This is a genomic window from Streptomyces sp. NPDC046915, from assembly GCF_040644935.1.
Lineage (GTDB): Bacteria > Actinomycetota > Actinomycetes > Streptomycetales > Streptomycetaceae > Streptomyces.
Map to the genome: position 1 here is coordinate 1 of NZ_JBEYXB010000045.1, position 25,484 is coordinate 25,484.

The window sequence follows — 25,484 nt, forward strand, 5'->3', positions numbered from 1 at the left end:
GAGCGAGTAACTCCCACTCCTGATCGGTGAGTTCATGGCGACGTATCACCCCACCATGATCCACCACCCGATGATCTTTGAAGACGGACCCTAGTAGATTGTCGCGACTAAGTGTCGTTCTGGTTGGTGGAGTTGGGGTCGGGCAGGCTTTGCTTGATGCTTCCGTTCGGCCAGGCAGGGGTGCCGTGTCCTCGCAGAAGAAGTATCCGGTTGTCTTGAGTGCCGAAGACCGTCGGGCGTTGGAGCGTGTGACGACGACGGGGGTCCGCAGCGCGTCGATGATCAGGCGGGCGCGGGTGCTGCTCGCGTTGGACACCTCGGCCGGCGAGGTCGCTCCGCGGGCGGTGATCGCGGAGCGGGTCGGGGTCTCGTGCGATTCGGTCCGCCTGATCTCGAAGCGGTACGCGGAGACCGGCGGCGATGTGTGGGCCACGGTCGGCCGGAAGGAACGCGCACTGCCGCCGGTGCCCCCCCCCGGTGACCGGCGAGGTCGAGGCAAGGCTGATTGCGCTGGCCTGCTCGAAGCCGCCCAAAGGACACGCCCGCTGGTCGCTGCGCCTGCTGGAGAAGCACGTCGCGCTGACCGAGGACATCCCCGATCTGGACCACTCCACGATCGGGCGGGTCTTAAAAAAACGGAACTGCGCCCTCACGTGAAGAAGTGCTGGACCATCCCGCCGGCCGCGAACGCGGCCTTCGCCGCGGCGATGGAGGACGTCCTGGCGGTCTACCACCGACCCTTCGACCCGGCGCGCCCGGTGGTGTGCATGGACGAGAAGCCGTACCAGCTGCTCGGCCACGTCCGCGATCCGCTTCCCGCGCGGCCGGGCCGTGACCGGCGCGAGGACAACGAATACGTCCGCTCGGGGACCTGCTCGATCTTCTGCTGGGTCGAGCCGCTGCGCGGATGGCGGCGCGTGGACGCGCAGTCCCGCCGGACCAGGGTCGACTGGGCGCACCAGGTCGAGCACCTGCTGACCGTGGACTATCCCGACGCCGCCACGGTCGTGCTGGTGATGGCCAACCTCAACACCCACACCATCGCCTCGCTCTACGAGGCGTTCGACCCGGGCAAGGCCTTCGCGCTGGCCCAGCGCCTGGAAATCCACCACACCCCCAAACACGGGTCCTGGCTCAACATCGCCGAGATCGAGCTCTCCGCGCTCACCCGCCAGTGCCTGGACCGCCGCATCGACGACCTCACCGTGCTCAACACCGAACTCGCCGCCTGGCAGCAGCACACCAACAGCAACCATCGCCAAGTCGACTGGCACTTCACCACCGACGACGCACGCGTGAAACTACGCCACCTCTACCCAACCACACAGCGAAATTAAGCCGCGACAATCTACTAGTGCTCTGACCGCATAGGTTCGCAGGGTCGGACGGCGTGTGGCGGTTGGATGTGCGGTGGCGTCCGATCCGACGGCTGGAGGCGCGGCGGCTGGGCCTGTCTGCGTACGCAGACAGGCCGACCAGGAAATTCCTATCCCCGCTGACGCAAGGCCAACGCCATCGCGATGTCCTGGCCGTCGAGCGCAAGGAACGCGCCCGCATCCGCAGCGAAAAGGGCATCCGCTGGAGCGGACGCCCCCTCCCTGCTGCGGCCTGAACGACCCAGCGAACTAGGCGGTCAGCACTAGAAGATGCGAGGCCCTGTCGGGTCACCCAGGTAATTCGGATACTGCGTCTTGACCCGGATAGTGGCACGGTCAGTCACAACCTCGATCGTTCGATGGCTGAGCAACGACATGATCAGCTTTGCCGCCTCCCACTGTTCCTCGATGGGCACGATCAGGGTTACTTCGTAGTTACCGTCCTCGTCGCGCTCCCCCAGCTCGACACCGTAATCAGCGTGGAGACCCGCCTTAGCGGCAGTGTTCAACGCCCAGTACCCAAGCTGCGTCTGAGGCGGCCGGGTCGTCCTTCGCTGCTCCATCAGTTCTTCCCCACGTTGCGGTCGTCACCGTCGATAGTGATGTTGTTCGAGCAGTCGTCCGGGTCTTCCGGGTGATGCTTCGCGCACCACTTGTCTATCTCGTCGTCGCACTCGACCATCAGGTTCGCGTCTGCGTTGCTGACACCCCGCACACCCGCCCACTGCTTCGCGCATGCCGGGGGACCGTCGCTGTCCATGGCGCTCTCGATGACCCCGACGACTCCGAGCACCAGGAAGCAGCAGACGAAGAAGATCGTCAGCCGCTTGCGGCCGTAGCGCTCGGTGATCGTCTGCGTTTAGATGCGCACCCCCCAAGTTCCTGCCGTGACCGAGGATCATATGTGCTTGATTGATGAACAAAGCAAGGGGCCCTCGTGAAGATGAGCACCCCTTCTGGTACCGCTAGTGCTCTGGCCGCCTAGTTCGCTGGGTCGTTCAGGCCGCAGCAGGGAGGGGGCGTCCGCTCCAGCGGATGCCCTTTTCGCTGCGGATGCGGGCGCGTTCCTTGCGCTCGACGGCCAGGACATCGCGATGGCGTTGGCCTTGCGTCAGTGGAGATAGGAATTTCCTGGTCGGCGCCGCGCCTCCAGCCGTCGGATCGGACGCCACCGCACATCCAACCGCCACACGCCGTCCGACCCTGCGAACCTATGCGGTCAGTGCACTAGCCGTGGCGATGATGGCGGCAGCGTCAGTGACCGTGCAGATGCGCATCAGTTGTCTTTCGGCCGCGTCAGGTTCGCAGCCGTATCCCTGGAAACTCGTGCCGCAGGTTTGGGAGTTGGCGCAGGTCCGCGGCGTAGTGAGCTGGCACCGAGGCTGCTCATGCGGGGGTCTCGCGCTTCGCGTCGTCGGGCTCGGACGTGATCTGGTAGGACAGCAACTGCTGGAAGAGCCCGGGTTGTTGGGTGAGTTGGGCGTAGGTGCCCTCCTGGACGATCCGGCCTTCGTCGAGGACCACGATGCGGTCGGCGATGGCGACGTTAGTGATGCGGTGGGTCACCAGCAGCACCGCGCGGTCCCGGGCGAGGTTGCGAAGCCGCTGGAAGATGCGGTACTCGGCACGGGGATCCAGGTTCGCCGTCGGCTCGTCGAGGACCAGCAGTCCGGCCTGCCGGAAGAACGCTCGAGCCAGGGCGATGCGCTGCCACTGGCCGCCGCTGAGCTCCTCCCCGTTGAGCCACTCGCGGGCCAGGAGGGTGTCCAGGCCGGCACCGAGCCTGTCGACGACTTCGTCGGCGTCGGCCGCCTTGCACGCCTCGCGGACCGCCGCGTCGCCGCGCGCGGTGGGCTGTCCCTGGGTCACGTTCTCGCGCACGGTCAGTGGCCAGTGCGCGTAGTCCTGCGGAACGAGGGCGACCTGCTGCCACAGTGCCTGCGGGTCGCAGTCGCCGGTGGGGACGCCGTCCCACAGCACCTGTCCGTCGGTGGGCAGGTAGAGGCCGCTGACCAGCTTCGACAGCGTCGACTTGCCGGAGCCGTTGAAGCCCACCAGCGCGGTGACCTCGCCGCGGCGCAAGGTGAGGGAGACGTCGGACAGTGCGGCGCGGTCCTTGCCGGCGTATCGGTGGGTGACCGACGTGACCTCGATCGTCTTCGGCGGTTCGGGCCGGTGCGGGCCCCGGCGCATGCGGAAGCCGCCGGCCTTGTCCAGGAAGCCGCTCCAGTCGTCCATGTACAGCCCCGTACGAACGGCGCGCGCACCGACGGCCACCAGACCGTGGACCGACATGCCCACCGTCTGCAGGGCGAAGACGGCCGTTCCCGCACGCCCGACGCTGATGCGTCCGGTCGCGAGCAGCCACACGACCGCCATCCACACCACCGCCGACCCCGCCCCTCCGCACACCGCACCGACCAGGGACATCCGTGCACCCTGGTCGGCCGCCGCCCGATCCTCCCGGTTGATCCGGGCGACCGTCTGCCGGTACCGGCCGGACAGGAAACCGGCCATGGTGCCGGCGCGGATCTGATCGGCGGCGTCCTTGGTGTAGATGTGCCAGCGCAGCACCGACAACATGCGGTTGTCGCCGTTGCTGCGGAGGTTGGCCAGGTACCGGACGCGCGCGGCGCTGACCTGGGCCAGGGCCTGCGGCAGGCTGGCCGCGACGAGGAGGGGGAGAAGGACCCAGTGCACGCCGGCCAGGACGATGGCTCCGGCGAGGAAGCTGGCGCCGGACGCGATCAGGTCCTGGCCCTCGTTGATCAGATCGCCGGTGACCTGGGCGCCGCGGTCGGCGGCTTCCCGGTCACGGTTGAAGTCGGGGTCGTCGTAGGCGCACAGCTCGACCTCGGCGCAGCCGGTCAGCAGCATCTGCTCGGCCTCGCGTGACATCAGCGGGCCCAGCCGGGAGGACAACCAGTTGACGGTGATGCCCAGGAGCGCGCGCACACCGGCGGCACCGGCGAGCAGGGCGACGGAGGGCCACGCCTGAAGGAGGCGGTGGTAGACGTTGCCGTCGCGTAGCAGCGCGGTCAGGGTGCCGGAGATGGCGACCAGGCCCAGGGCCTGCATCACGCCGGTGACGGTCTGGCACAACAGAAGACCGACGGTGGCTCGTCGGTCGACGCGCCAGGCGAGAGCGAGCGAGCGGCGCACCAGCTGCGGCAGGCGTCGGGCCATGTCGCGCATACGGATCGAGCGGCCGGCTGCCTCGCGGCTGCCGGTCAGGTCGACGTACCGCATCTGCGGCTCGGGAGTGAGCGGGTGCGAGACGGGGTCCGGTGCGGAGGGGGCGGTGGGGGACGCTGAGGTGGTGCGCGGTCCAGGGAGGCTGTCGGCTGATGCATCGGTGGGCTCACTCATGCCGCCCACCCCGTATCCGGGCGTGCTGAGCTGAGCGTGCCGTCAACGTTGTGCGTGATCGCGCCGGGCCGATCGATTCCGGGAGGCTGCTGCAAGGGGGCGGGGGCGGGGTGCATGGTGTGTCCTCCGTCTCTACGGGCATTTGGTGAACGCGAGTTCTAATCCCGGGGAGGTGGCGTGCGGGCTCTGGGCGGTCGCGGCTCAAACTCGTTCGATCAGGGCGGTTCGCTCCTTCAGGGGATTGCGGACAGCGCGGACCGGGCCGCGGCGGGGGATGCCAGCGGCCGTGTGGCGGTCGTTCAGATCTGGACGGGCGGGGGGTGTCAGGTGTCGACGACGGTGAAGGCGACGGAAGGGAAGCGGCGGCCGTTGACCTGGAGGGCGAGGGAGTAGGAGCCCGGTGAAACCTTCCACTGTGCGGTCGAGCGCAGCGGGTGGGCCTTGGCGAGCTGCAGTTCCTCGCCGGGCTCGGCTGTGGCGCGGCGCAGGAAGGAGACCTTCTCCCGCGGCCGGCCGTTCTGCCCCGTGGTGGCGATCACAATCATCGCGTGGACCGTTGTGATGGCGGTGGCGGTGAGAGGGGCGGAGAAGTTCAGGGTGTCGCCCGTGCGCCCGGGGCAGCGGCCCTTCGTGGCGGACGTAGGACTGGACGTAGCGCAGCCGACCCCCGTACAGCTCCCGCTCGGCGTCCGAGATGTTGTCCGCGGCTCCGGCCTGCGGATCGCTCGCGATCTTGTCGCTGCCTAGTTCGACTGGCGTCAATGTGTTCCCCCTCGTGGACGTGGTGGTGGCGCCGGTGTGTTCAACGACGCCACATGATTTCGAGCACCTGTTCCTTTCGGACGGGTTGTGTGCCCTGTGATTCAGCGGTTTTCCGAGGGTGCGCAGTGCATCGACCCTTGCCGCGCAAGGGCTTGCGGTTCGGGGGCGATTGGCCGAAACGCCGACGTTGGGGCGCTGCAGCAGCCCCGACGACCTGCTTCGGGTGGATCAGCTCGGCAGATGATCGCCGTCCCGTCCTCCGGGCCCTCGGCCGACCCTGAGTACCCTGCTGCTACAGCAGGCCCGAACAGTCGAGTTCGCTGTCCGAGCCTGCGGCTTGCGTGGCCATGAGGGTCATGAACTCAGCGAAGAGTGTCACGCAGGGCCTCCTCCAAGACAGGTAGCCGGTCCAGCAGCATCAGAGCTGCCTCGTGCCGTGCCCGCGCGTAGGACTCGAGTGCCGCGTCGACGATGTGCGGTCGTTCCACTGGTGCCGACAACGGAAAGGTCGCGCAGAGCATGGCTGCACAGCCGACACGAAGCGAGGACAAGAGGTTGTCCGCGGGCGCCTTGGGGTTGGCGTCTCGATAGGCGAGGGCGAGATCGGTGTATCCCTTGAGCCAGCTCTCCACACCGTTGGACAGGACGCTCTTGGGGTCACAGCCAAGACGCACGATTTCCCAGGCGAGGTACCCAGGTGTGGGTGGTCCGAAGTCCACGATCGCGGCGACATCGTCGTTCTTCAACAGGACGTTGGGGCCGGCCAGGTCGCCGTGCATGACCTGGACCGTCAGCTGTGGAAGTGAAGCGAGGATGCGCTTGACGTCCCCCAAGACGGCTTGTCGCTCACGCGCCGCCTGCAGAGCCCATGTCTCGAACTCCCCAAGCCTGGGCCTGTGCTGGTACGCGAGAATCAGTTTCTCGAAGCGGTCACGTGCGGCGGCCACGTCGCACATCGCGGCACCAGGTTCCAGGGTGGGTGCGGCGGCGGGGTGAGCGGCGAGTCGACTGTGGAGACGGCCCATCGCTGCGCCGACCGCTGCCCACCGTGCATCGGTCAGGTTGCCTTCGGCAGTCTCGGTGTGTGGCACGTACGACCAGAGGGACATTGGCAGGCGGCCGTGGGTCTCGATGAGTTCGTGCTCGCGCGTGCGGGTTACCCGCGCGGTCGCGACACCTCCGTCGGCGGCGTACTCGGACAGTTCGACCGACGCCCGCTCCAGATCCAGGCGATCTCGAGCGCGATAGACCTTGACGAAGTACCGACGGCCCGTCTGGTCCACGATGGTGTAGTTGTCCGTCGAGGTGCCCTCCGGGATGCGCGTTATTTCTGCCGGGTGCAGTCCGTACGCGAGCACCAGCGTGTCGGCGACCGCCATGATCTGCTCCCCCTCCGCGGTGCGGCCGGGTGTGGATGGCGCGGCGACAGGCTTGGTGGCGGGCTGGTGAGATGCGGTGGACATGGTTTCCTCGTCGAAGCGCAGCGATAGTGGTCAGATGATGAGCGGGCGGCAGGTGGTCGGGCCGATTTGGACGCGGGCACGGACCGTGGCCGCCAGGTGCTCAGCGAGCTGCAGCGGGCCGCGCCGGGTGCAGCGGGGCCGCAAGATCGCCGAGGGACAACGCTCCGTCAATGCGGTCATCTGATTGCGCCTCCCTCGTTCGGGTTGTCGCAGTACCCGAGCCCGACCCGGCACCGCCACCAGCTGACGGCAGGGGACCGGCCGACCAAGCCGACACCACGGCCCCCTGCCGCGTGACTTGGCTGATCGAGGCGGTGAACGCGGTAAAACGCGGTAACCGGCACCGACATTTCGCGGCGAGGGTGACCAGTTCGGCTTCTCACAGGCGGGGCGTAGGGCCCACCGGCGGGTGCCGCGGCACCAGGTAGGGAAGACCGTGGCATAGAGTGCGGGCTCGAGGGTGTCCACGTCGTTCGCCATAAGATGATCTTGGGCGCCTTCGGTCTCGTCTCCGCGAGCATCCCTCGGGCCGCACCACCAGGAGGAACCAGTGTCATCCCCGCAAGTGATCACCCCTGCGGAGAAGCTCGCCGAGGTGAAGAAGCAGCTGGGTTTCCCGCTAATTGTTGTGATTTGCGGCTCCACTCGTTTCATGGCCGAGATGGCCGAGGCCGACCTGCGGGAGACCAAAGCCGGAAGGATTGTCGTCAAGCCGGGGTGCGACCTGAAGTCGCCGCACGCACTGTGGTCCGATCCTGTCGAGGCTCAGGCGCTGAAGGTTCGACTCGACGAGCTGCACCGGTCGAAGATTTTGCTCGCTGATGAGGTGCTCGTAGTCGGCGACTACATCGGAGACAGCACCCGAGCCGAAATCGCCTACGCCCGGTCGCTGGGCAAACCCGTACGGTTCACACACTCCGAAGTCGACCCCGATGCCTGAGGGCCCACCCCCGCGCCCTCCGCAGGCCCCCTTGGAATAGATCATCTAGCGGGTGGCGTGGTGGTGTAGGCGAGCTCAAGCAGCGGCCCGGCGGAACGCATCGCGGCCGTTATGGCAACAGCGAGAGGCCGCCGGTGGTTCATCAAGTAGAAGTGGTCGCCCTCGTACATCTCGAGTCCGCGGAAGTGCGTGGTGAACGCTCGCCAGGACAGCAGACGGTCCTCGCCGATCAGCCTGTCGCGGCGGCCCCCGAATACCGAGAGCGGAACGGGCAGCGGCTCGGGGGCGAGGGGAGGGGACCAGGTGTCCAGGAGTTTGAAGTCGTTACGGAACACCGGGGCGAACTTGCGCCAGACGGCGTCTTCATCGAGGAGCTGCGGAGGGCTGCCGCCGACGTTCCGCAGCCAGCCGCGTAGTTCGTCGTCAGACATCAGGTGAGGGCGGCCGTCGGCGCCGGCCTCGACTCGCGGGGCGTCGTAGGCGGACACACCCAGCCAGTCCGGAAGCGGGTCCCCCTCGTGGTGAAGTCGACGGGTGAGCTGGTAGGCGATGAGTGAGCCCAGGCTGTGGCCGAAGAACCCGAAGGGCCGGTCGAGCAAGGGAGCGATAGCAGTGTGGAAGTAGTCGACCAGCCGGTCGCAGTCGTCGATCAGCGGCAATGTCTGCAGCTGGCCTCGGCCGGGGGCCTCCAGGAGGCAGAGTTCCCAGTCCTGGGGGAAGTGCGTCGCCCACCCCCGGTAGAGCAGGTGTGAGCCGCCGGCGTGGTGGAACAGGAACAGGCGCGCCGTTGGGTCGTTCAGCGGTCTCGGGCGGATGACCGGGCCGGCAGGCGTCTCGCCGACGAGTTTCGAGATGACGAAGGTGTGCAGCTCGGCGAGGGTCCTGGCACCGCTGATGACCACGGTGTTCTCCGGGACGCCGAACGCAGTCTCCACGCGGGTTGAGATCTCGAGCATCAGCAGCGAGTCGATGTCGAGCTCGTCGGTGAAGTGCGCCTCGTCGGTGACCTCCTCGGGTTCGATCTCCAGTGCTTCGGCTATCAGAGCGCGGAGATCCTCGATGTTCACGGACGTAGTGGTCATGGGTGTTCCCCCGGCTCCTGCGTGGTTGGACGAGTGGTCGGTCAAGGGGTCAGCAGCAGAGCGGCTGCCGCGTCGTGGCGAGGGCCTCCAGCCGTGGCGAGCACGTTCCCGGTGGCGTCGCTCTCCAGATGGGCGGCCGCGGCGGCGCACTGCAGGACGCCCAGTGCCCCGGACAGCGGGCCCAGCTGGGATTCCAGATCGATCCGGCGCGTGGCTGCGAGCAGCCGGCCTGGCCCGGCACCCGCCTCGTCCACGAGCCACAATCCGACGGATTCCTCCTCCGTCACACCGGCGGAGGTCAGCGCCGCGGCGAGATCGCGGGCCCGTGCGTACCCGGCGATCGTGGCGCGAGGCCGTGCGCCACGGGAAGCGGCTGCGTCCGCTGGTTCGAGTACGACCGCGACCGCCGCGTCGATGGACTGCTCGCCGAGCAGCTTCGTCACCACGTCATTGGCTGGTTCGACGCCGACGACGACGGCTGCTTCGGCGCGCCCGGCCACGACGAGGTTCCGAGCCCAGGCGAGGGCGTCCAGACCGCTCGTGACGCCGTTGCAGACGGTGAGGTTGGGGCCGCGCAGCCCGTAGCGGATGGCCACCCAGCCGGCGATGACATTGCTTGATGTCTGTGGCAGGCCCAACGGGCTGAGGCCCCTGACGCCTTCTCTGGTGATGGTGTCGGTGGCTTCGCAGACGCTGTCCGCGTTGCCCAGGTTGGTGCTGACCACGACGGCGGTCGAGTCAGCCGCACCGGTGAACGTCGCGTAGGCGTCGGTCAGGCCCGCGTGGTGGAGGGCGGACTCGGCAGCTCGCAGGGCGAGCCGGGACGCGCGGTCCTTGTGGCGCATCTCGCGCCCGCGGAGTCCGGTTGCCGGGTCGAAGCCGCCCTCGCCGGGCAGCGGTCCGAGGAGGTCGCCGTACGTCGCGACACCTGGGAGTGCCAGTCCGATGCCCGTGAAGACGACCTCCCCGGCGCTCGGGTTGCTCATACGCGCGGTGCTCGTCGTACTCATCGGACTGCCTCCACGATCGCGACGGCGTTGATCCCTCCGAAGCCGAAGGCGTCGATCTGTGCGATGGTCAGGTCGCCGGATGCGGGGGAGCCCTGCACCAGGCCCAGTCCTGCGGCCTCGGGGATCGGGTCGGTGAGTCCCAGGACGGGGGGTACCGTCCCTTCCTTCATGGCGAGCACTGCCATCAGGAGGCTGAGGAGTCCCGAACCGCCTAAGGTGTGGCCGGTCATCGCCTTGATGGCGGTCATCCGCGGACCGGTTCCGGCGCCGTGGAAGATGTGGCGCAGGACGCTCGACTCCGTCATGTCGTTGCGGGGGGTGCCGCTGCCGTGCAGCATCACCAGGTCGATGTCCTTCGCCCGCACCCCTGCTCTGCGGTAGGCGTCCTGGACCGCGCGGGTGATGCCGTCGGGGTCGGGTGCGGTGGCGTGGTGAGCGTCGCAGTTCATGGACACACCGCGCACCCGGGCGTGCACGGGGCCGTTCCCGGTGTCGGCGCGCTGGACGACGATGGCTGCCGCGCCCTCGCCCATCAGCATGCCCTTGTGCGTGGCGTCGAAGGGGCGCAGCGCGTGGGGTATGTCGTTCTGCACGCGGTCGAGCGTGCCGTAGCCGCTCTCGGTTGCGGCGTCGGTGCCGGCGACGACGACCGTGTCGGCCATGCCGAACTCGATCACGTCGGTGGCCATGCCGAGCGCGTACAGCGTGGCTGAGCAGGCGTTGGCGAAGGTGTACGTGGTGGACGCCCCGAAGGTCTCCTTCAGGGCGGTGCCGAAGTGCAGGTCTTCGAGAGTGACTTCCGCGTCGTCACGCCACCACAGTTCGAGGCTGCGCTGCTCGCGCATGGTGGTCCCGACCAGCACGGGTACCTGTGACAGGTCTTCGCCCAGGCCCGCGTCAGCGGCTGCTTGACGAACGACGGTGGTGAGCCAGCGGGTGGCGCGCCGCGGTATGTCGCCGCCGCCCTCGGGCCGGTCGTCGATCTCGTAGGCGTAGGCCGCCCTGTACTTGTCCGGGTCGAACGCCTGCAGGGGCTTGCGGCTCTCCTGGCCCGCGCACAACGCGGCGAAGATCTCGCGGGGGCTGGCACCGATGTTGGCAACGGCCGCCATGCCCGTAATGTCATAGGTCACGGTTGTGTAGCCGCCTTCCTGAGCTCGAACGCGGCCAGCTTGCCGGTCGAAGTGGTCGGGAGCTCGTCGAGGAACTCCAGACGGGCGGGCCGCTTGTACGCGGCGAGACCGCCACGGATCGCGGCGGTCACCGCGCGCCGCACCATGGCCTTGTCGGATCCTGGCCGGGCCACCAGATAGGCCACGGCCTGCTCCAGGGCATCGGCATCGCGGCAGCCGACCACCACGCAGTCCTGGACCCCTTCCACGCCGCGGATGACGCTCTCGATCTCGCTCGGCACGACCTTGTAGCCGCCCAGGTTGAGCAGGTCGTCGGCGCGGCAGAGATGGGTGTACGTGCCGTCCGGCGCACGGCGTACCACGTCGCCGGTGTAGGCGCCGCCGTCGGCGAAGGTGAGCGCTGCTGCCTCCGGGCGGCCGATGTAGCCGAGGGCGACGGTCGGGCCGGCGATGTGCAGCCGGCCCTCCTCCCCGTCGGCGACGGGCGTGCCGTCCACAGCGCGGACGGTGGCGGTGATCCCGGGCACCGGGATTCCGAAGGTGCCGGGACGTTCTTTCCCCGGCGGCGTGCCGACGACTATGTAGAGCACTTCCGTGGCGCCGAGACCGTTGAGCAGCTCGGCCTGGAAGGCGGTGCGGATCCGCTCGCTGAGCGAACCTGGCAGATTCTCGCCCGCCGCCACGCACAGCCGCAAGGAGTCGGAGGGGAGTGCCGTTCCGGATGCGTTCAGCAGCGCCGCGTACAGCCGTGGGACGGAGAACAGCACGGTAGGTTGGTGGCGCTGCATCGCGGCGGCGAGTGAGTGAACGTCGACCATGCCGCGGATGAGCGCAACGCGGGAGCCGGCCGCCAGCGGGCACAGGACGGAACTGCCGAAGCCGTAGCCGAAGGACATCCGGGCGCTGGACAGCACGGTGTCCTCGGGAGTCAGTGCCAGTACCGTGCCGATGCCGTCGGCCATGGCCGCGATCGCACCCGCCGAGTGCCGCACTCCCTTGGGCATGCCGGTGCTTCCGGAGGTGTACTGCACGAGCGCCTCACGTCCCGCACTCCACGCGGCCGGGGGCCCAGCTTCCTCCGGGCGCCGTGCGGGGCTGGGCTCGGACGTCGCCAGAGCAGTGCGGACGTCAGCGCCGGCGAACTGGGTTGTCGTCTCGAACAGTTCCTCCAGGGCACGTTGCCGCTTGGGAGCTGCGTCGAGGTGCACCATCGCGGCGGCGCAGTTCTCGGCGATGTAGCGGACTTCGTCGTCCGTGAGCACCGGGCTGATCACCACGGGGACACAGCCGTGCCACCACAGGCCAAGGACGGCGACAACGGTTGCCACGGAATCGTCGGCGACCAGGAGGCCGCGGGCGCGCTCAGGCACGCCTGCTGTCCTGAGGGCGCCCGCGTACCCACGTGCTGCCTCCAGGAGGGCGGCGTAGGTGATCTCCCCAGCCTGGGGGTCGAGGTAGCTGGTCCTTTCGCCCCGGCCGGCGGAGATGTGACCCGTCACCAAGTGGTCGATCAGGTCGATACCCTGGGGGCTTGTCGCCCGCTCGCCGAGCAGGGACACCGCGGCGTCCAGGCTGGTGAGGGCTGCCGCTTCCTCAGCGGACAGGGCTCCGAACTCGCGCTCGATCACGGCCGCGATCGCAACCTTTTCCAAGGAGCTGATTCCGAGTTCCTCGTAGAACAGGGCACCAGACTCGATGTCTGCCTTTTCCACTTCAAGGACTGATGCCACGATCTCTCGCAGCCTGTCGAGGACCGTATCGATGGGTTCTTCATCGCGCACCGGCGGGGGTCCTTTCCGTATTTTCGTAACCGAGAAGTGAGATCTGGTTGGGCAGAGAGCGAGGATGAGCCGGAGACCGGTTCCCGGCCCTGTGCCTGTTCGCCGAAACGTCGCTGGGTTTCGGTCGTGGATGCAAGAACGGGGTGGGATGCCGCAGCCCTCAGCGGGAGTGCTCAGGTTTCCAGGCCGACCTCACAGGGGAACAAGACAGAAACGCCCAGGGGCTCCTCCGTGAAGATGACCCTCTTGGAAAGCGCGGACATGAAGCCGAGCTCGAAGATTGTGCCGTTTCCGACGAGACCGCCGGGGTTGCATACGACAACAGCGTCGGCTTGCCTGAACGCGTCCATGTGCACGTACTTGTGCCGCCACGTGTCGCGTTCGTTCTTCAGGAGATCCTGGTAGTCGAAGAGGATGAAGTCGGTGCTGGCGGTCTCCGGCTTGATCCTTGTGGACCGAGGGCTCAGCACTACGGCGCCGCTCTCGCGCAGACGGGCGATGGTGTCCTCGATATACCCCAGAGATTGCTGGAAACTGCCGCAGACAACAGCATTCCGGAATTCCCGCCGGATCAGGCCTTCCATCATGTCGTTCGTTCCACAGGCGGACATGCCCGTTTCCCGGTGGAACTGCTCCAGCTCGGGCCCGACTATGTTGAAATAGAGGCCGGTGTCGACATAGACACTGTTGACCAGTGCGGCCGCATCCGGCTGCGGGAGTTGCTGAAAGACTCCGGTGGCGTACAGGCGCGTTGTCTTGTTGTCAACGACCTCGTTGAATTCCTTGAGCCCGGCGCAGAACTCGCCGACTCTGTCTGCCAGCACCTCGTCGGTGAGGCTGTCTTCGAACGCGAACCGCTCCCTTTTAAGTAGTTTCAACTCTTCGCTCTGGGAGCGGTAAACGCTCACGCATTCCGAGTCGAAGTGGACCAGGACCCTGCCTTCTGTCGCCAATGTACTGTTCTCCTTCTCGTTCCGGCGCGTTGGGAGCCTACGGCCTTCGTCTAATCAGCTGAGAGGTTGGCAAGCGTTCCGACTAATCGCCCTGTCCGCGGAAGGCGCTGAGGTACTTTTCGGCGAATTCTTCCTCTCTGTCCCGGTTGTATTGAGTGATGAAACGCGGGTGCTCCAAGGGGACGATCCTTCGGAAGAAGCGCTGGCCCTCGTTTACCTTCGAGAGGAACGCGAAGTTCTCGCCACTGCCGATGCAATAGCACACCGAGCGGTCAGATCCGAATGTCAGCTGTCGTTCCAGGGTGTCAACGAGGAAAGAGTGCAGGAGCTCCAGCAGCTTCTTGTTCTCGTAATAGTTGCAGTTGACCTCTTTTCCCTTGGGGTTCGTTCTCACCAGGCCAAGGGGACACACAAAACTCATGACGAAGTCGGCATAGAACTTTTCGCGGCCTCCGTAGCGCCTGATGACGTCGTGCAGAAACCCGGCGGAAGGCCGGCTCACCGCATAGCCGTCGACATCGACTCCCGTTTCGCTTTCGAGGAGCTTGGCGTCTTCGAACGGGACCCCGGTCACGGCCGTGCCACGTCGGGCGGGCGAGCTCCCCAGTACCAGGCGGCGCGGCTTATCGTCGTCGTAGTACTTGTGGTAGAACGCCGTAGTGACCTCGCGGACACGCTCCTTCTGGGGGCCGTTGAACGGGTTGATGACCGTGAATCCGGGAGGCAGTTCAAGCGTCGTTTCCGCAAGTTCCTCGTTGAAGTGCAGGATCCGATGGGCAACAGTCGTTCGCCCGGTCATGGCAGAAGTCCTTCCTTCACGCTGGTCACTCGGACCAGTTCGGTCGCGCCCGGCTGTCTGCGATTGAGCCGTCCCGCGGAACTGATGGGACGTCGCGAACGTGGCCGCCGGCTGGAGGGGCGGTGAAAACGTTAGGCGGTGACAGCTGACAGGTAGATCTCGGTACTTGTTGGGAACATTCGGATATCTTTGAATCCGGCACAGTCGAGCTCCGCGCCAATCAGATTGGCTGTGTCCATCCCGCGATAGAGGTCGACGAAGTCAGTGCCAGGGATGATCAGCCCTGGCACGACGCAGCCCCGCTGAGTGTACAGAAATCCGTTGGCTACGGAGACGATAATCGCCGCGCCGGGTTTCAGTACTCTGTGCGCCTCTGAGGCCGCTGCGGACGTATCGAAGAACGACGAGTTGTATGTTCTCAAGGAGACATACAGATCGTAACTGTTTTTCGGTAGGGAAGACAGGTCTTCGGCGCTAGAGACGACAGTTCTCGACGAGGGAATGCGTCCGCTTATGTTTGCAAGGCCACGCTCCGCGATGTCGGCGAAGGTGATCTGGGGGCAATCTGAAAATAAAGCTGCTGCTTCGTAACCGGCTCCGACGCCGACGTTGAGGATGTTAACGGTAGACAGGGACCTTGTGGACGACCTCCCGTAAACCGACATGAAGTCGTCGGTCCACCTCGAGTTGGCGGCACGAGCGTCGTACGCGTAGTCATAGGTGCCGTACTTCGCGTCAAACGCCTCGGACAGTGCGTCGTTTACGGCGCGATCAGCCTCTTTGTACTCGATCCCATACCTCTGGCAGATTAGCGAAGCGAGAGCAAACCTCCCCCTGTTCGCATTGACATCCCTCCTGGAAAGCGCGAACCCCCTCGACCTTAGGCTGGTGGAGACGGCTTCACTAATGCGATGTGTGGAGTAGTGAGGGTTGCATTCGATATTTTGCTCGCTCACTGCGTAGAAGCCTCGGTTCTGCTCGAGGATCTCGCGCTGCAAATCGTCGGGGAAGCGGTGTACATGGCCTCGTGCAGTGACGGGATCGTCATCGAGGTAACTCGTCAGCGCGGGGTCCGGCAGACCGATATAAACCCTGTCGATGCGCACATCCTTCAAGAGCTCGGCGAGCTCAAACGACCAGGCCGCTGATAGGGTGTTGATCGTCAGATATACGCTGTGTGCGCTGGATGTTCCGAGTTCTTGAATCCTGCGCCGCAGAATTCGATACCAGGATGCGCCGCGTGCTTCGCCCTCGAAGGCGGAGCAAATCAACTCGTCGTGTTCAGAAACGAGCGCAACGCCGACCCGCCGACCTGATTGCGGCGCCCTTTGTGCGACGCTAATGGCGTAGTTCATCCAATAGGTGCTGTTCGGGCTCATTTAGGCCTCTATCTCTCACCTTGCGCGGCACGGAGGGTGTCATCTCCGGTAGTTCGGCCGAAGGGCTCGAGTCGGGGCGCTTGATGGCGCCGTGGCCTGGTTTCCCGGACGCCGTCCGACCGGGAAACCAGGTGCTAGACCCTGCCGCCGAGGGGATTTCACCCGGCGGCAGGGAGATTCAGCGGATCCCGCGGCGCCGTTCCAGGTCCGTGACCTGTGCGCGGTAGAAGGCGAGCTCGGAGTGTGCTGCATCGGCGTAGTGCTGTACGACGTCCTTGCCGAGCAGGAGTCCTGCGATGGTGCTGTGCTCGAAGTGGGCGAGGGCCTCGCCGAGGTCGGCGTAGAGAGGCATCGAGGCCTTTTCCTGGTAGGCGTCGCCGTCGGTGGCCGGTCGCGCCTTCAAGTCCTCCTCGATGCCGTGAGCCATGGCTGCGGCGTAGGCAGCGAGCGCGGTGTAGGGGTTGGCGTCGGCGCCGGCGAGGCGGACCTCGAGGCGGGCGCTGCTGCCGTGGCCGGTGACGCGGATGGCGCAGCCGCGGTGATCGAAACCCCAGTTGAAGCGGGTGGGTGCGAAGGAGTGCGTCCGGTAGCGCTTGTACGAGTTGACCGTGGGCGCGTACAGCGGCGCCATGTGCGGCAACGCGGAGAGCAGCCCCGCGACGGCTTGGTCCATCAGCGGTGGCAGCGGCTGGCCCGGGTGGTGGACGAACCCCGGCTCGTTGTCCTCGTGCCACAGCGACAGATGCAAGTGCAGGCCGCTACCGACACCGGTCTGCGGGGCTGCCATGAACGCGGGAATCAGGCCGTGACGCCCGCCGATATCGCGGACGAGGTGCCGGAAGACCGTGTAGTCGTCGCAGGCCTTCAGCGCCTCGCAGTAGGCGAACGTCACCTCTGGCTGGCCTGCTGCGCCCTCCGTTTTGAACGCCTCGTAGACGATTCCCGTCTCGCCCAGCGCGTCGGCCAGGTGGCGGAAGAAGTCGCTGACGGCGGGTGGGTGCTGGAGGCCGTAGTCGAGGTTTTCAGCCCATGCCGGTGTCCGGCCTGTCGTCCCCTGCGTGTAGAGCACGAACTCGCTCTCGACTCCGACCTTCACCCGGTAGCCGAGTTTGCCCAGTCGCTCGAGCTGGGTTTGCAGCATGTGGCGGGGCGCCACCGTGACGGGCGCGCCGGAGTCGTCGACCGGGGTCCCGATGACGAGGGCGGTGCCGGGGCGGTGGGGGGGTACTCGGACGGTTTCGAGTTCGGGTCTGACGAGGAGGTCACCAAAGCCCTGCTCCCAGCCGGTGAAGCCGGATCCCTCCTGGGGCCTCATGTCCACGTCGGTTGCCAGCACGTACGCGCACATCTCCGTCCCGCCCATCATCCGCTCCAGGAAGACGGGGGCGTTGATGACCTTCCCCTGAAGCCGGCCGAGCAGGTCCGGCACGGCCAGCATGACCTCCGTGACCGTCGTCATCTTTACGAGGTCCTCAAGCGTGTCGCGGTGCGCCGGGTCGGACGGCCAGCCTGTCTCGCTGCCGTTTGCCGCTGTAGTGGTCATCAGAACCCCTCACTCAGCAGGGCCTCGCCGGGGCTGGCGGTCAGGGCGGCGGTGAGCTGGTAGGACTTTTTGCCGCGGGTGATCCATGTGATCCAGGCCAGCAGCAGGGCCACCGCGAGGGTCACGCCCGCATAGTTGAACGAGTCGGCGGTGATCGGCGTGGACTGCGGCAGGCAGAACACCACGGTGATGAACACGACGTAGGCGACGGCGATGTAGCCGATCGGGCGCCGCCAACGCCCGAGGCTCCACAGGCCGGGGCGGTAGTCGCGTCCCTTGCGCAGGGCGAGGAAGACCGGGATGCCGTAGGCCGGGGTCATACCGACCGCGTTGATCGCGGTGATCGCCCCGTAGGCGGCAGGTGACCACAGGGCCGGCAGGGCGAGCCCGAGGGGCACGACGACGGCGAACCACACCGCACGGGTGGGGGTCTTGGTCTTCGCGTTGACGCGCCGCCAGCTCTGCCAGCCGGGAAGAGCGCGACTGCGGCTGAATGCGTAGACCATGCGGCTGGCCGCGAACACTTCAGCGTTGCCGCAGAACAGCATGGCCACGATGACGACGAGCAGCAGTGCCTTGGCGCCGGTGGCGCCCAGGACGTCGAGGAAGATTTGCGCGGGAGGCACGCCGGTCGCGGTGTTCTGGGTGGCCGCGTAGTCCTGGATGGCGAACAGCATCCCGGTCAGCAGGACGAACCCGGCCGCCCACGAGACGGAGATCGAACGGACGATGCCGCGGGGCGCCGAGGTCTGGGCGTCGGTGGTCTCCTCGGTCACGTGCGAGCTCGCGTCGTAGCCGCAGAACGTGTAGCCCGCCAGGAGCGCGCCGACCAGCGACACGTACAGGGGGTTGGTGAACCCGGTGTCGTTGTGGAAGTGCGTGAAGACGAAACTGGCCGAACGGTGTTGGGCCGGGGCGAGGGTGAGTGCGCCGACGATCGCGGCGACACCGGCGATCTGCCACCACACCGATATCGAGTTCAAGGCGTTGACCAGGCGCACCCCACAGGAGTTGAGCAGCCCGTGTAGGAGCAGGATGCCGGCGAATATCGCCATCGTGGTGCCATCGGTGGGCGTGATGTCCCACTGGAGCTTCGCGAAGGCACCGATGAATTGGGCGGCTCCGTAGTCGATACCGGCGATGGCGCCGAGCAGGCCCAGCAGGTTCAGCCAGCCCGTCCACCACCCCCAGCGGGCCCCGCCGAGTTTCTCGGCCATGAAGTACGGGCCGCCGGAGGTCGGGTAGGCGGAGACCACGTCGGCCAGTGAGAGGCCCACCAGCAGGGTCATGAACCCGATGACGGCCCAGCTGCCCAGCATGACCGCGGGCCCGCCATGCCCCATGCCGAACCCGAACAGGGACATGCCGCCGGCCAGGATGCAGATGACGGAGAAGCTGATCGCGAAGTTCCCGAAGGCGCCCATCTTGCGGGACAGCTCGGGTTTGATCCCGAGGGCGGCCAGGACGTCATCGTCGCTGCCGGGTAAATGCGTGCCAGCGCTTCTGTGAGACACCAGAGATCCACTTTCAGGGGGGAAGAGTGTGTGCGGGGGACAGGTCGAGGGTGCGCATCGGGGGCGGTGCGCGGCTGTTCATCAGGCCGGCGCTACCGCAGGACGGACGCGCGGGTGCGGAGGAAGCCGTCTTCCCAGTTCTGGGAGCGGCCGAGGCTGGCGTTGATGTCTTTCCACGGCTGCGGCATGGCGTAGGGGCCCATCGCGTGGAACACCCACTTGGCCCGTTCGTTCTCTCCGCAGGCCACCAGGGCGTGCGCCAGGTGGCTCAGATCAAGGATCGACAGCCATGGATATTGGTCAGGCGGGATGCTCACGAACCAGTCGTCGTAGGCCTGGCACGCGAAGTGGCGGACCTGCGCGGACTGCCAGAACTGGAGCGCGCCGCCCCGGCCGTCGCCGTGACGCTCTCGGTAGAGGTCCATGAGCGAGTACAGCGGCAGCATGAGCAGCTCCGGATTCGAGGTGCTGCCCGCGACGAGCCAGGCAGAGTACTGCATGGCGGCCGTGGCCCCGTAGCGGTGCAGGAAGTACTCGCGCATCCGGTGATGGCCCTCCCGGTTGCCGGGGTGGAGCCGGTTGACCTCTTCCAAGATCGGCCACGGCCCTCGGTAGTGCATCGCAAGATCGTCCAATTGATCCCAGGGCCCCCGGCGAGCATGTGCGTAAGGGTCGAAGTAGTGGGCCGCGTAGGGCAGCTGGGTCAGCTGAAGCCGCCCGATCCACGGCACCGGGCACTGCGGGCTGAGAGTGTCCGCTCTCCGCCATTCCTGCTGAGCCAGGGCCGCGGCCTGTCCCACCACGTCCTGAGGCTGACCGGTGCGGTGGGCCTGCACGGTTTTCCGGGTGAGTACTCGGGCCCACATCATGCAGGCGTCGGGGTTGTTCGGCTCTTCGTCCCGCCACGCCTTGAAGGCGCTGCCTTCCGCCGCGCCGTTGACAAGATGCTGGCTGCGGCTCGTGCGCAGTGCCCAGTGCGACCCTGTCCTGGCAAGCAGGTCACGGGCGGCTGAGAAGCGCCCCATTTTCAGGTCTTGCAGAGCGTCCCGTAAGTCGGTGTCGGCACCAATGGGACTGATTTCTAGGCGCATGTCATCGGTGTCGGTGCCGTGATCGCTGCGGCGGGCGGAGGCGGCACTGCTGAGTGCGGAGTGGGGCATGTCGGCCTCGGGGTTGGGGGGGAGCCCGGTTGGGGCCGGGCTTGGAAGAGCGGACGAGTAGGGCGGTGTGCAGGGGTCAGGGCACGGCGCGCAGCGTTCGGGGCTGCTTGAGCATTTGGTGCAGGGTGAGGAGCGACCGGGCAACGACGGCCAGGTCGTGCAGGTGATCGGGCTGTCGGGCGTAGGCGAAGTCCAAGGCCAGGGCGGCATCGGCGCGGGCGATGACGTGCTCAGCAGTCCGGCGTGTCTCCCCCACGCTCTGCGTGACCCGGCCCTTCATGTCCCGGAGGGCCAGCCGGAGCTGCCCGCGGAGGAGGCCCGCCAGGTGCGCCCGCTGCTTTTCGCTTCTCACGTACGTGCGGCCGAGCCGGGCCTCGCCCAGCACGGTGCTGTACGTACGCCGGATCAGGTCGACGTCGAGCTGCACCAACGCGGCCGGCACCCCGAGGGCGGTCATCGGCGCACCGCCTCTCGGAGTGCCGGAGCCTGGGTGCCCAGCGAGGGCACGCCCACGACTGTGACGTCCAAGAGCGTGGCCGCGATCTGCGCGCCGAGCATCCACCGCAGCCGCGCGTCCCCGGCGTACAGCACCCTCTCTTTCCCGACCGGGATCGGGTGCGCGGCCCGCTGGTACATCTGCCCGTGCACGCCGTCGGTGACCAGCCTGCCGACGCGCACCGAGACGAAGTTCCCCCGGTTCGGCGTGCACTGGAGCTGCGCCACTGGCTGGCACTCCTCGCACGTCGGTGGGTGCGTCGTCACCTCAGCCTCGGGCCACGCGCCCTCGCCGCGGTGGTCCAGCAGCCACGGCCAGCCGAATTCGTTCGGGGCAACCCGGCACCGGCACACCTGGCACAGTTTGCGCAGCATGCATTCCCGCTGCCGCGGCCCGTGGACCTTGGCGAAGGCGGGCTTGCCAACACCGGGTTTGTCCCGCCACGGCTTCCACAGCACGCCGGCCGCGCGCCGCTGCCCCTTCACGGCGAGTGCGCCGGATACAACCGTCAGGCGCGACAGCTCGACGCGCTCGGCGCTCCACGGCGCGATGTACGGCACGGGACGACCCTTATACCACAGAGGTGTTGATGTGGACATGGCTCTCATCATGATCGAGACGGAAGGGATGGAAGACGCCGACCGTGTTGGTGTGCGCCCACGGCCGGCGCCCAGTGCTCTCCTACGTTTCCAAGAGGACGAGTTGGCGTCACGGGCGACAGTGACCAACTTTTCTGGACGCCTCCCGGACAGCTGACCAGCGATAACTCTGAAGTTCTGCAGCTCTGTTGGGTACCGAAGGCCGCGTTTTGTGGGTGACGGTCACCCGCGAGTGCGATCACGTCGCTACCGTGAGTCCACAACGCCGTGCAGGGAGCTGCCCATGAACGCCCCCAAAACTGGTTCGAAAGCAGACCGGGATGTCCTACGTCACGACATGACCACCGCAGGCTGCACAGTCGCGGATATCGCGATCGAGATGCGCACCCGGTACCGGATGCGCCCGCGCGAAGCCTGGCGGCATGCGCGCGGCTGGACCCTCCAGGAGACCGCTGACCAGATCACGCGAGCCGCTCGCCCAGGTGAGGCAGTCGCCGCCGATGCATCGCTCGTCAGCAAGTGGGAGAAGTGGCCAGCACCTTCCTCGCGGCGGCCGAGCCTGGCCGTCTTGTTCGCCATGGCGGCAGCGCTCGAGTGCCGCGTCACCGACCTCCTGGACATGGAGGACCGGCGGGCGTTCCCGGACGCCGATCTGCGCATCGTGAGCAGCCAGGTTGCCCACTTGGCCCAGCCGACAGCAGTGTCCAGCCCGCCGCCGCCAGCACCCGAGCCGACGCACTCCGACCTGGTGCAACTGGCCGCCGACGAGTCCGCCACCTGGGCGCAGTGGGCCGAGGCGTCGAATGTGGGCGATGTCGCTCTCGAGCAACTCATGGCCGAGACCCGCGCTCTGGCCGTTGACTATCTCACCTCTGACCCAGTCCCTCTGTTCGTGCGGACCAGGGCCTTACGCGACCGTGTGTTCGGCCTGCTGGAGGGGCATCAATACCCACGCCAGTCCACGGATCTGTACGTGGTCGCCGGCTACCTGTGCGGGCTGCTCGCGTGGATGTCCTCCGACCTAGGGCAGCTGCGTGACGCGGACACACAGGGACGCACCGCCTGGCTGTGCGCGGAACTCGCCGGGCACAACGACTTGAGGGCCTGGGTGTTGTCGACGCGATCGAAAGTGGCGTTCTGGGACGGCCGTCTGCGGGAGGCGATCACCTTCGCGCGGCGTGGGGCTTCTTTCCGCACGATGGGCTCTGTCCAGGTGCTGCTGGCCTGCCAGGAAGCGGACGCCTGGTCAGACCTTGGGGCTGAGCAGGAGGCGCTGACCGCGCTCGGCCGTGCCGAGGACGCCTGCAGCGCGGCCACGGGTGAAGATGAGGTGGGCGGCATCTTCACCTGCCATCGCGCCCGCCAGGAGAACTACGCGGCAGCGGTGCAGCTGCGCATCGGGCGCCCTGCCGACGCACTACGCGCGGCGGACAACGCCCTGGCACTGCTCTCGACACAGCGGGTCAGGGCGTACGGCACCGAGGCACAGATCCACATCAGTCAGGCCGCGGCCCGCCTCACCACTGGTGAGGCGGAAGGCGCTCTCGAAGCGCTGATGCCCGTGCTCGCTCTTCCCCCGGACCAGCGTCTGGCGCCCGTCACCAAGCGCCTGAACGAGCTGTCCTCTGGCATCGGTCAGCCGCACTCGGGCACCGCTGCGGTCGGGCTGCGCGCGGCCATCGAGGAGTTCTGTGTCAACTCCGTCCCGCGCAATGCGCTCTCGCCAGGTGCTGGCTCTGCCTGATTTGATCCCTGGCATGAGCACTCAACTGGAGAGCATGCGTAACCACTGGTGGTGGCGTCCCGGTTGGAGCGTGGGTCGCCGTTTCTACACCTGGCACCTCACCTTCGAGGGCCAGGAGGAGGTGCACCGCCTCGCTGCCCAGTACCGGAAAGCCCTGACCCCGCTCGGGGACGTCCTCACCCCAGTACCAGATCGGTGGCTGCACCTGACCATGCAGGGAATCGGCTTCGTCGAGGAAGTCCAGGAGGCGGACGTCCACGCCATCGTGGACGCGGCCCGGCCCCGGCTCGCCGCCATCCCCGCTTTCGACGCGCAGATCGGCCCGCACGCGCCGGATCCAGAAGCCGTGCTGCTGCACGTCCACCCGGACGGCCCGGTTCGGGCCATCCGGGACGCGATCCGCCACGCCATCGGCGATGTACTCCCCGAGGTGCCCGAGAACGCGGACGGGTTCACCCCGCACGTGTCGGTCGCCTACAGCGCGAGCGACGGCCCAGCAGCACCCCTCTATCAGGCTCTCGACGACACCGACCTCACGCCAGCGCGCGCCCGCATTGCCAGCGCAGAGCTAATCGTCATCCACCGCGATAACCAGATGTACGAGTGGGAGTCGTTCGAGACCGTTCCCTTGGGCTGAGCCAGCCCCGAGGTGAGTAACGGCTTGTGCTCCGGCAGGTCGCGGGCCGGGGCACAAACGACAGCCCACCAACGCACACGATCAACGGGCAGTTCGCGCCGCTACCCCAACATCCGGACGAGGGCCCATAGCGCGCCGACAGCGCGGGTGAGATATCGGCCATTCCGTTGCCGTCTCAACCGTACGCACTGTGCCTCCCGCCTTGTCGGGGTCCTGGTCGCGCCGGTCGTCCAGCACCTCCAGGGCGACGCTCCGGGCGGTGCCGAGCCGGGCGTAGCGGGCTAGCAGGTCCGTCTGGTCGGTGGCGGGGCCGAGTTGCGCCAGGAGCCAGGCCAGGACAGCAGCGTCCACGAGCGCATCCTTCCGGATAGCGGAGCGGCCCGACACCCCCGCGCGTGGAACAGGGATGCCGGGCCGGACCTGTCTGGGTTACTCGTCGGCCCGCTTGCGAGTCTGGGACCGAGGCGTCGTCTTTGTCTCGGCCTTGCCCTCGGGGGCGTTGTCACCGGCGTCCGGGTCGCCGCCGCCTTCCTCGTCCTTCAGGGCGTCCCACGGGCCAACGCTGCTTCCGGTTGCGCCCCCGCGCCCCACCCACATGATTCCGTACGGAGCCGACCGCCGGATGGCCGCGGTCCTCGTGGGACCAGTTTCGTCAAACGCGACTTTGCGGAGGTGGCGGCTGATCTACGGTGTGGTCATGGAGACATGGGCCACCTTCGGCTCCGAGCCCTCACAGGCCCGGCTGATGCCGGACGTGTCTTCGGGCGCGCTTCAGCCGTATACGCCACTGGTCGCAATTCCTCCGCTCCCTGCGCCAGCGCGCCCCTTTCCCTCCCGACTGAGGAGCATCGCCGCCTGTACGACGAGCTCGACGACATCCGATGGTGGTGGCTACAGCACGGAGAACTCCCCGTCTACGGCGCCCACGTCACCATCAGCCCTGACGGCACGACCACTCTGACGAGAGGGGGATGGACGGCAACTCTGTGAGGCCGGCTGCTGGTTCCCCGCCACCGTGCCGACGCGGCAGACTGGACGGGTCGACAAGGAGGGAGTACCGCATGGACGACGAGCCTTTGGAACAGTGGGCGGAACGCCGCGAGCAACGCCGCCCGGCCCGCGGGGAGCGTAGGGTCGCCCCGCTTGGCGGCCAGGCACAACAGGGAGCCCACGTCGGCGCTGACGCGCCGCGCGGCATCCAGGAGTGGGACGGGCACCAGTGGGTTCCGGTGGGTGTCGCCGAGGACTTCCCGACTGCCGCCCAGGAGACCGGCGAGGGTGCAGCGGCTCGGGCGTACCGGGTCCCTCTCCCCTCGTTCAGCAAGCTCCCCAAGGCGCCGGAACCTTGGCGGCCGACGGAAGTGTTCCGCCGCCCCGACACCAACTGACCTGTACTCCGCTGCCCCCTCTCTCCCGAGCCGGGTCATCAAGCAGCCGCCGCACGGTCCCGCAATCCCATGCCCAGACCGTTCGGCGGCTCCGACCGCGGCACCGGCGCCCTCACGCACGCCTTGGGCGGGAGCCGGAATCGCGACCCACCAGCCTCCCGTAAGACACCTGGGTCGCTCCCGTACCCGGGGGTGTTGGACAGGGTGTAATGGGCATAGAAGGCGGCTCGGGAGACCTGGAGCAGTTCACACGCACGCTTGACGTTGTGACCTTTGGTTTTCTCCGCCTCGATGAACGGGTGCACCGTCACCGGGTTTCTTTCGCGAAGAAAGCCGTCCCGCTTGAGGATCTCCAC

23 protein-coding genes and 2 pseudogenes are annotated in these 25,484 nt (G+C 67.1%); 7 read left to right on the forward strand and 18 right to left on the reverse strand.

Translation table 11 applies throughout. The features are described 5' to 3' along the window. Nucleotides 1-477 precede the first annotated feature (477 nt). The 3 genes and pseudogenes from ABZ915_RS47630 to ABZ915_RS47640 form a co-directional block, all read left to right on the forward strand. Entirely contained in the window at nucleotides 478-657 is a 180-nt protein-coding gene (locus ABZ915_RS47630; RefSeq protein WP_361817414.1) for a helix-turn-helix domain-containing protein, read from the forward strand. Then, entirely contained in the window at nucleotides 654-1,337 is a 684-nt protein-coding gene (locus ABZ915_RS47635; protein WP_361817417.1) for an IS630 family transposase, read from the forward strand. The genes ABZ915_RS47630 and ABZ915_RS47635 overlap by 4 nt, the downstream gene beginning before the upstream one ends. 173 nt (nucleotides 1,338-1,510) lie before the next feature. After that, nucleotides 1,511-1,612 (forward strand): annotated as a pseudogene (locus ABZ915_RS47640) (IS630 family transposase); the annotation flags it as partial. Nucleotides 1,613-1,639: 27 nt separating this feature from the next. Here the strand turns inward: ABZ915_RS47640 and ABZ915_RS47645 are convergent. The 6 genes and pseudogenes from ABZ915_RS47645 to ABZ915_RS47670 form a co-directional block, all read right to left on the reverse strand. Continuing rightward, entirely contained in the window at nucleotides 1,640-1,939 is a 300-nt protein-coding gene (locus ABZ915_RS47645; RefSeq protein WP_361817420.1) for a hypothetical protein, read from the reverse strand. Then, complete coding sequence (locus ABZ915_RS47650; RefSeq protein ID WP_361817423.1) at nucleotides 1,939-2,169, reverse strand: hypothetical protein; 231 nt, start codon at nucleotides 2,167-2,169, stop codon at nucleotides 1,939-1,941. Before ABZ915_RS47650 ends, ABZ915_RS47645 begins: the two co-directional genes overlap by 1 nt. A 205-nt stretch (nucleotides 2,170-2,374) precedes the next feature. After that, nucleotides 2,375-2,476: pseudogene (locus ABZ915_RS47655) on the reverse strand (IS630 family transposase); the annotation flags it as partial. 286 nt (nucleotides 2,477-2,762) lie between these two features. After that, nucleotides 2,763-4,625, reverse strand: a complete 1,863-nt coding sequence (locus ABZ915_RS47660; protein ID WP_361817493.1) for an ABC transporter ATP-binding protein — start codon at nucleotides 4,623-4,625, stop codon at nucleotides 2,763-2,765. A gap of 443 nt (nucleotides 4,626-5,068) precedes the next feature. Continuing rightward, a complete protein-coding gene (locus ABZ915_RS47665; protein ID WP_361817426.1) occupies nucleotides 5,069-5,290 on the reverse strand; it encodes a hypothetical protein in 222 nt (73 codons plus the stop codon). Between the two features lie 579 nt (nucleotides 5,291-5,869). Beyond that, a complete protein-coding gene (locus ABZ915_RS47670; RefSeq protein ID WP_361817429.1) occupies nucleotides 5,870-6,970 on the reverse strand; it encodes an aminoglycoside phosphotransferase family protein in 1,101 nt (366 codons plus the stop codon). A gap of 550 nt (nucleotides 6,971-7,520) precedes the next feature. Here ABZ915_RS47670 and ABZ915_RS47675 point away from each other — a divergent pair. Then, nucleotides 7,521-7,910, forward strand: coding sequence for a hypothetical protein (locus tag ABZ915_RS47675; RefSeq protein ID WP_361817432.1), 390 nt, complete (start codon nucleotides 7,521-7,523; stop codon nucleotides 7,908-7,910). 41 nt (nucleotides 7,911-7,951) lie between these two features. Here the strand turns inward: ABZ915_RS47675 and ABZ915_RS47680 are convergent, their stop codons facing one another. The 12 genes from ABZ915_RS47680 to ABZ915_RS47735 form a co-directional block, all read right to left on the reverse strand. Then, nucleotides 7,952-8,992, reverse strand: a complete 1,041-nt coding sequence (locus tag ABZ915_RS47680; RefSeq protein ID WP_361817435.1) for a thioesterase domain-containing protein — start codon at nucleotides 8,990-8,992, stop codon at nucleotides 7,952-7,954. A 41-nt stretch (nucleotides 8,993-9,033) separates the two neighbouring features. Next, on the reverse strand, nucleotides 9,034-10,002 hold the full coding sequence (locus ABZ915_RS47685; RefSeq protein WP_361817438.1) for a beta-ketoacyl synthase N-terminal-like domain-containing protein: 969 nt from the start codon (nucleotides 10,000-10,002) through the stop codon (nucleotides 9,034-9,036). Next, nucleotides 9,999-11,135, reverse strand: coding sequence for a beta-ketoacyl synthase N-terminal-like domain-containing protein (locus tag ABZ915_RS47690; protein WP_361817440.1), 1,137 nt, complete (start codon nucleotides 11,133-11,135; stop codon nucleotides 9,999-10,001). The genes ABZ915_RS47685 and ABZ915_RS47690 overlap by 4 nt, the downstream gene beginning before the upstream one ends. Further along, a complete protein-coding gene (locus ABZ915_RS47695; RefSeq protein ID WP_361817443.1) occupies nucleotides 11,132-12,916 on the reverse strand; it encodes an AMP-binding protein in 1,785 nt (594 codons plus the stop codon). Before ABZ915_RS47695 ends, ABZ915_RS47690 begins: the two co-directional genes overlap by 4 nt. Before the next feature lie 173 nt (nucleotides 12,917-13,089). Then, the gene (locus ABZ915_RS47700; RefSeq protein ID WP_361817446.1) at nucleotides 13,090-13,824 is read right to left on the reverse strand and encodes a hypothetical protein; all 735 of its coding nucleotides are present in this window, start codon (nucleotides 13,822-13,824) and stop codon (nucleotides 13,090-13,092) included. A gap of 127 nt (nucleotides 13,825-13,951) precedes the next feature. Then, nucleotides 13,952-14,668 (reverse strand): uracil-DNA glycosylase family protein, encoded by a 717-nt coding sequence (locus tag ABZ915_RS47705; protein WP_361817448.1) that lies wholly within the window; start codon nucleotides 14,666-14,668, stop codon nucleotides 13,952-13,954. A gap of 131 nt (nucleotides 14,669-14,799) precedes the next feature. Next, a complete protein-coding gene (locus ABZ915_RS47710; protein WP_361817451.1) occupies nucleotides 14,800-16,023 on the reverse strand; it encodes a methyltransferase domain-containing protein in 1,224 nt (407 codons plus the stop codon). Nucleotides 16,024-16,225: 202 nt separating this feature from the next. After that, nucleotides 16,226-17,506 carry a glutamine synthetase family protein gene (locus tag ABZ915_RS47715; RefSeq protein ID WP_361817454.1) on the reverse strand — a complete coding sequence of 427 codons (1,281 nt, stop codon included), beginning with the start codon at nucleotides 17,504-17,506 and terminating at the stop codon, nucleotides 16,226-16,228. Between the two features lie 83 nt (nucleotides 17,507-17,589). Then, nucleotides 17,590-19,104: an amino acid permease gene (locus ABZ915_RS47720; RefSeq protein WP_361817457.1), complete on the reverse strand. Its 1,515-nt coding sequence runs from the start codon at nucleotides 19,102-19,104 to the stop codon at nucleotides 17,590-17,592. A gap of 92 nt (nucleotides 19,105-19,196) precedes the next feature. Continuing rightward, nucleotides 19,197-20,264: a hypothetical protein gene (locus ABZ915_RS47725; RefSeq protein WP_361817460.1), complete on the reverse strand. Its 1,068-nt coding sequence runs from the start codon at nucleotides 20,262-20,264 to the stop codon at nucleotides 19,197-19,199. Between the two features lie 76 nt (nucleotides 20,265-20,340). Further along, nucleotides 20,341-20,721 carry a hypothetical protein gene (locus ABZ915_RS47730; protein WP_361817463.1) on the reverse strand — a complete coding sequence of 127 codons (381 nt, stop codon included), beginning with the start codon at nucleotides 20,719-20,721 and terminating at the stop codon, nucleotides 20,341-20,343. Then, the gene (locus ABZ915_RS47735; RefSeq protein WP_361817467.1) at nucleotides 20,718-21,320 is read right to left on the reverse strand and encodes a hypothetical protein; all 603 of its coding nucleotides are present in this window, start codon (nucleotides 21,318-21,320) and stop codon (nucleotides 20,718-20,720) included. Before ABZ915_RS47735 ends, ABZ915_RS47730 begins: the two co-directional genes overlap by 4 nt. A 322-nt stretch (nucleotides 21,321-21,642) precedes the next feature. Here ABZ915_RS47735 and ABZ915_RS47740 point away from each other — a divergent pair, with 322 nt between their 5' ends. The 3 genes from ABZ915_RS47740 (at nucleotide 21,643) to ABZ915_RS47750 (ending at nucleotide 25,128) form a co-directional block, all read left to right on the forward strand. Next, on the forward strand, nucleotides 21,643-23,103 hold the full coding sequence (locus tag ABZ915_RS47740; protein WP_361817469.1) for an XRE family transcriptional regulator: 1,461 nt from the start codon (nucleotides 21,643-21,645) through the stop codon (nucleotides 23,101-23,103). A 13-nt stretch (nucleotides 23,104-23,116) separates the two neighbouring features. Beyond that, entirely contained in the window at nucleotides 23,117-23,740 is a 624-nt protein-coding gene (locus tag ABZ915_RS47745) for a 2'-5' RNA ligase family protein (RefSeq protein WP_361817472.1), read from the forward strand. Nucleotides 23,741-24,801: 1,061 nt separating this feature from the next. Next, a complete protein-coding gene (locus ABZ915_RS47750) occupies nucleotides 24,802-25,128 on the forward strand; it encodes a DUF6087 family protein (protein WP_361817475.1) in 327 nt (108 codons plus the stop codon). Nucleotides 25,129-25,484: the final 356 nt, after the last annotated feature.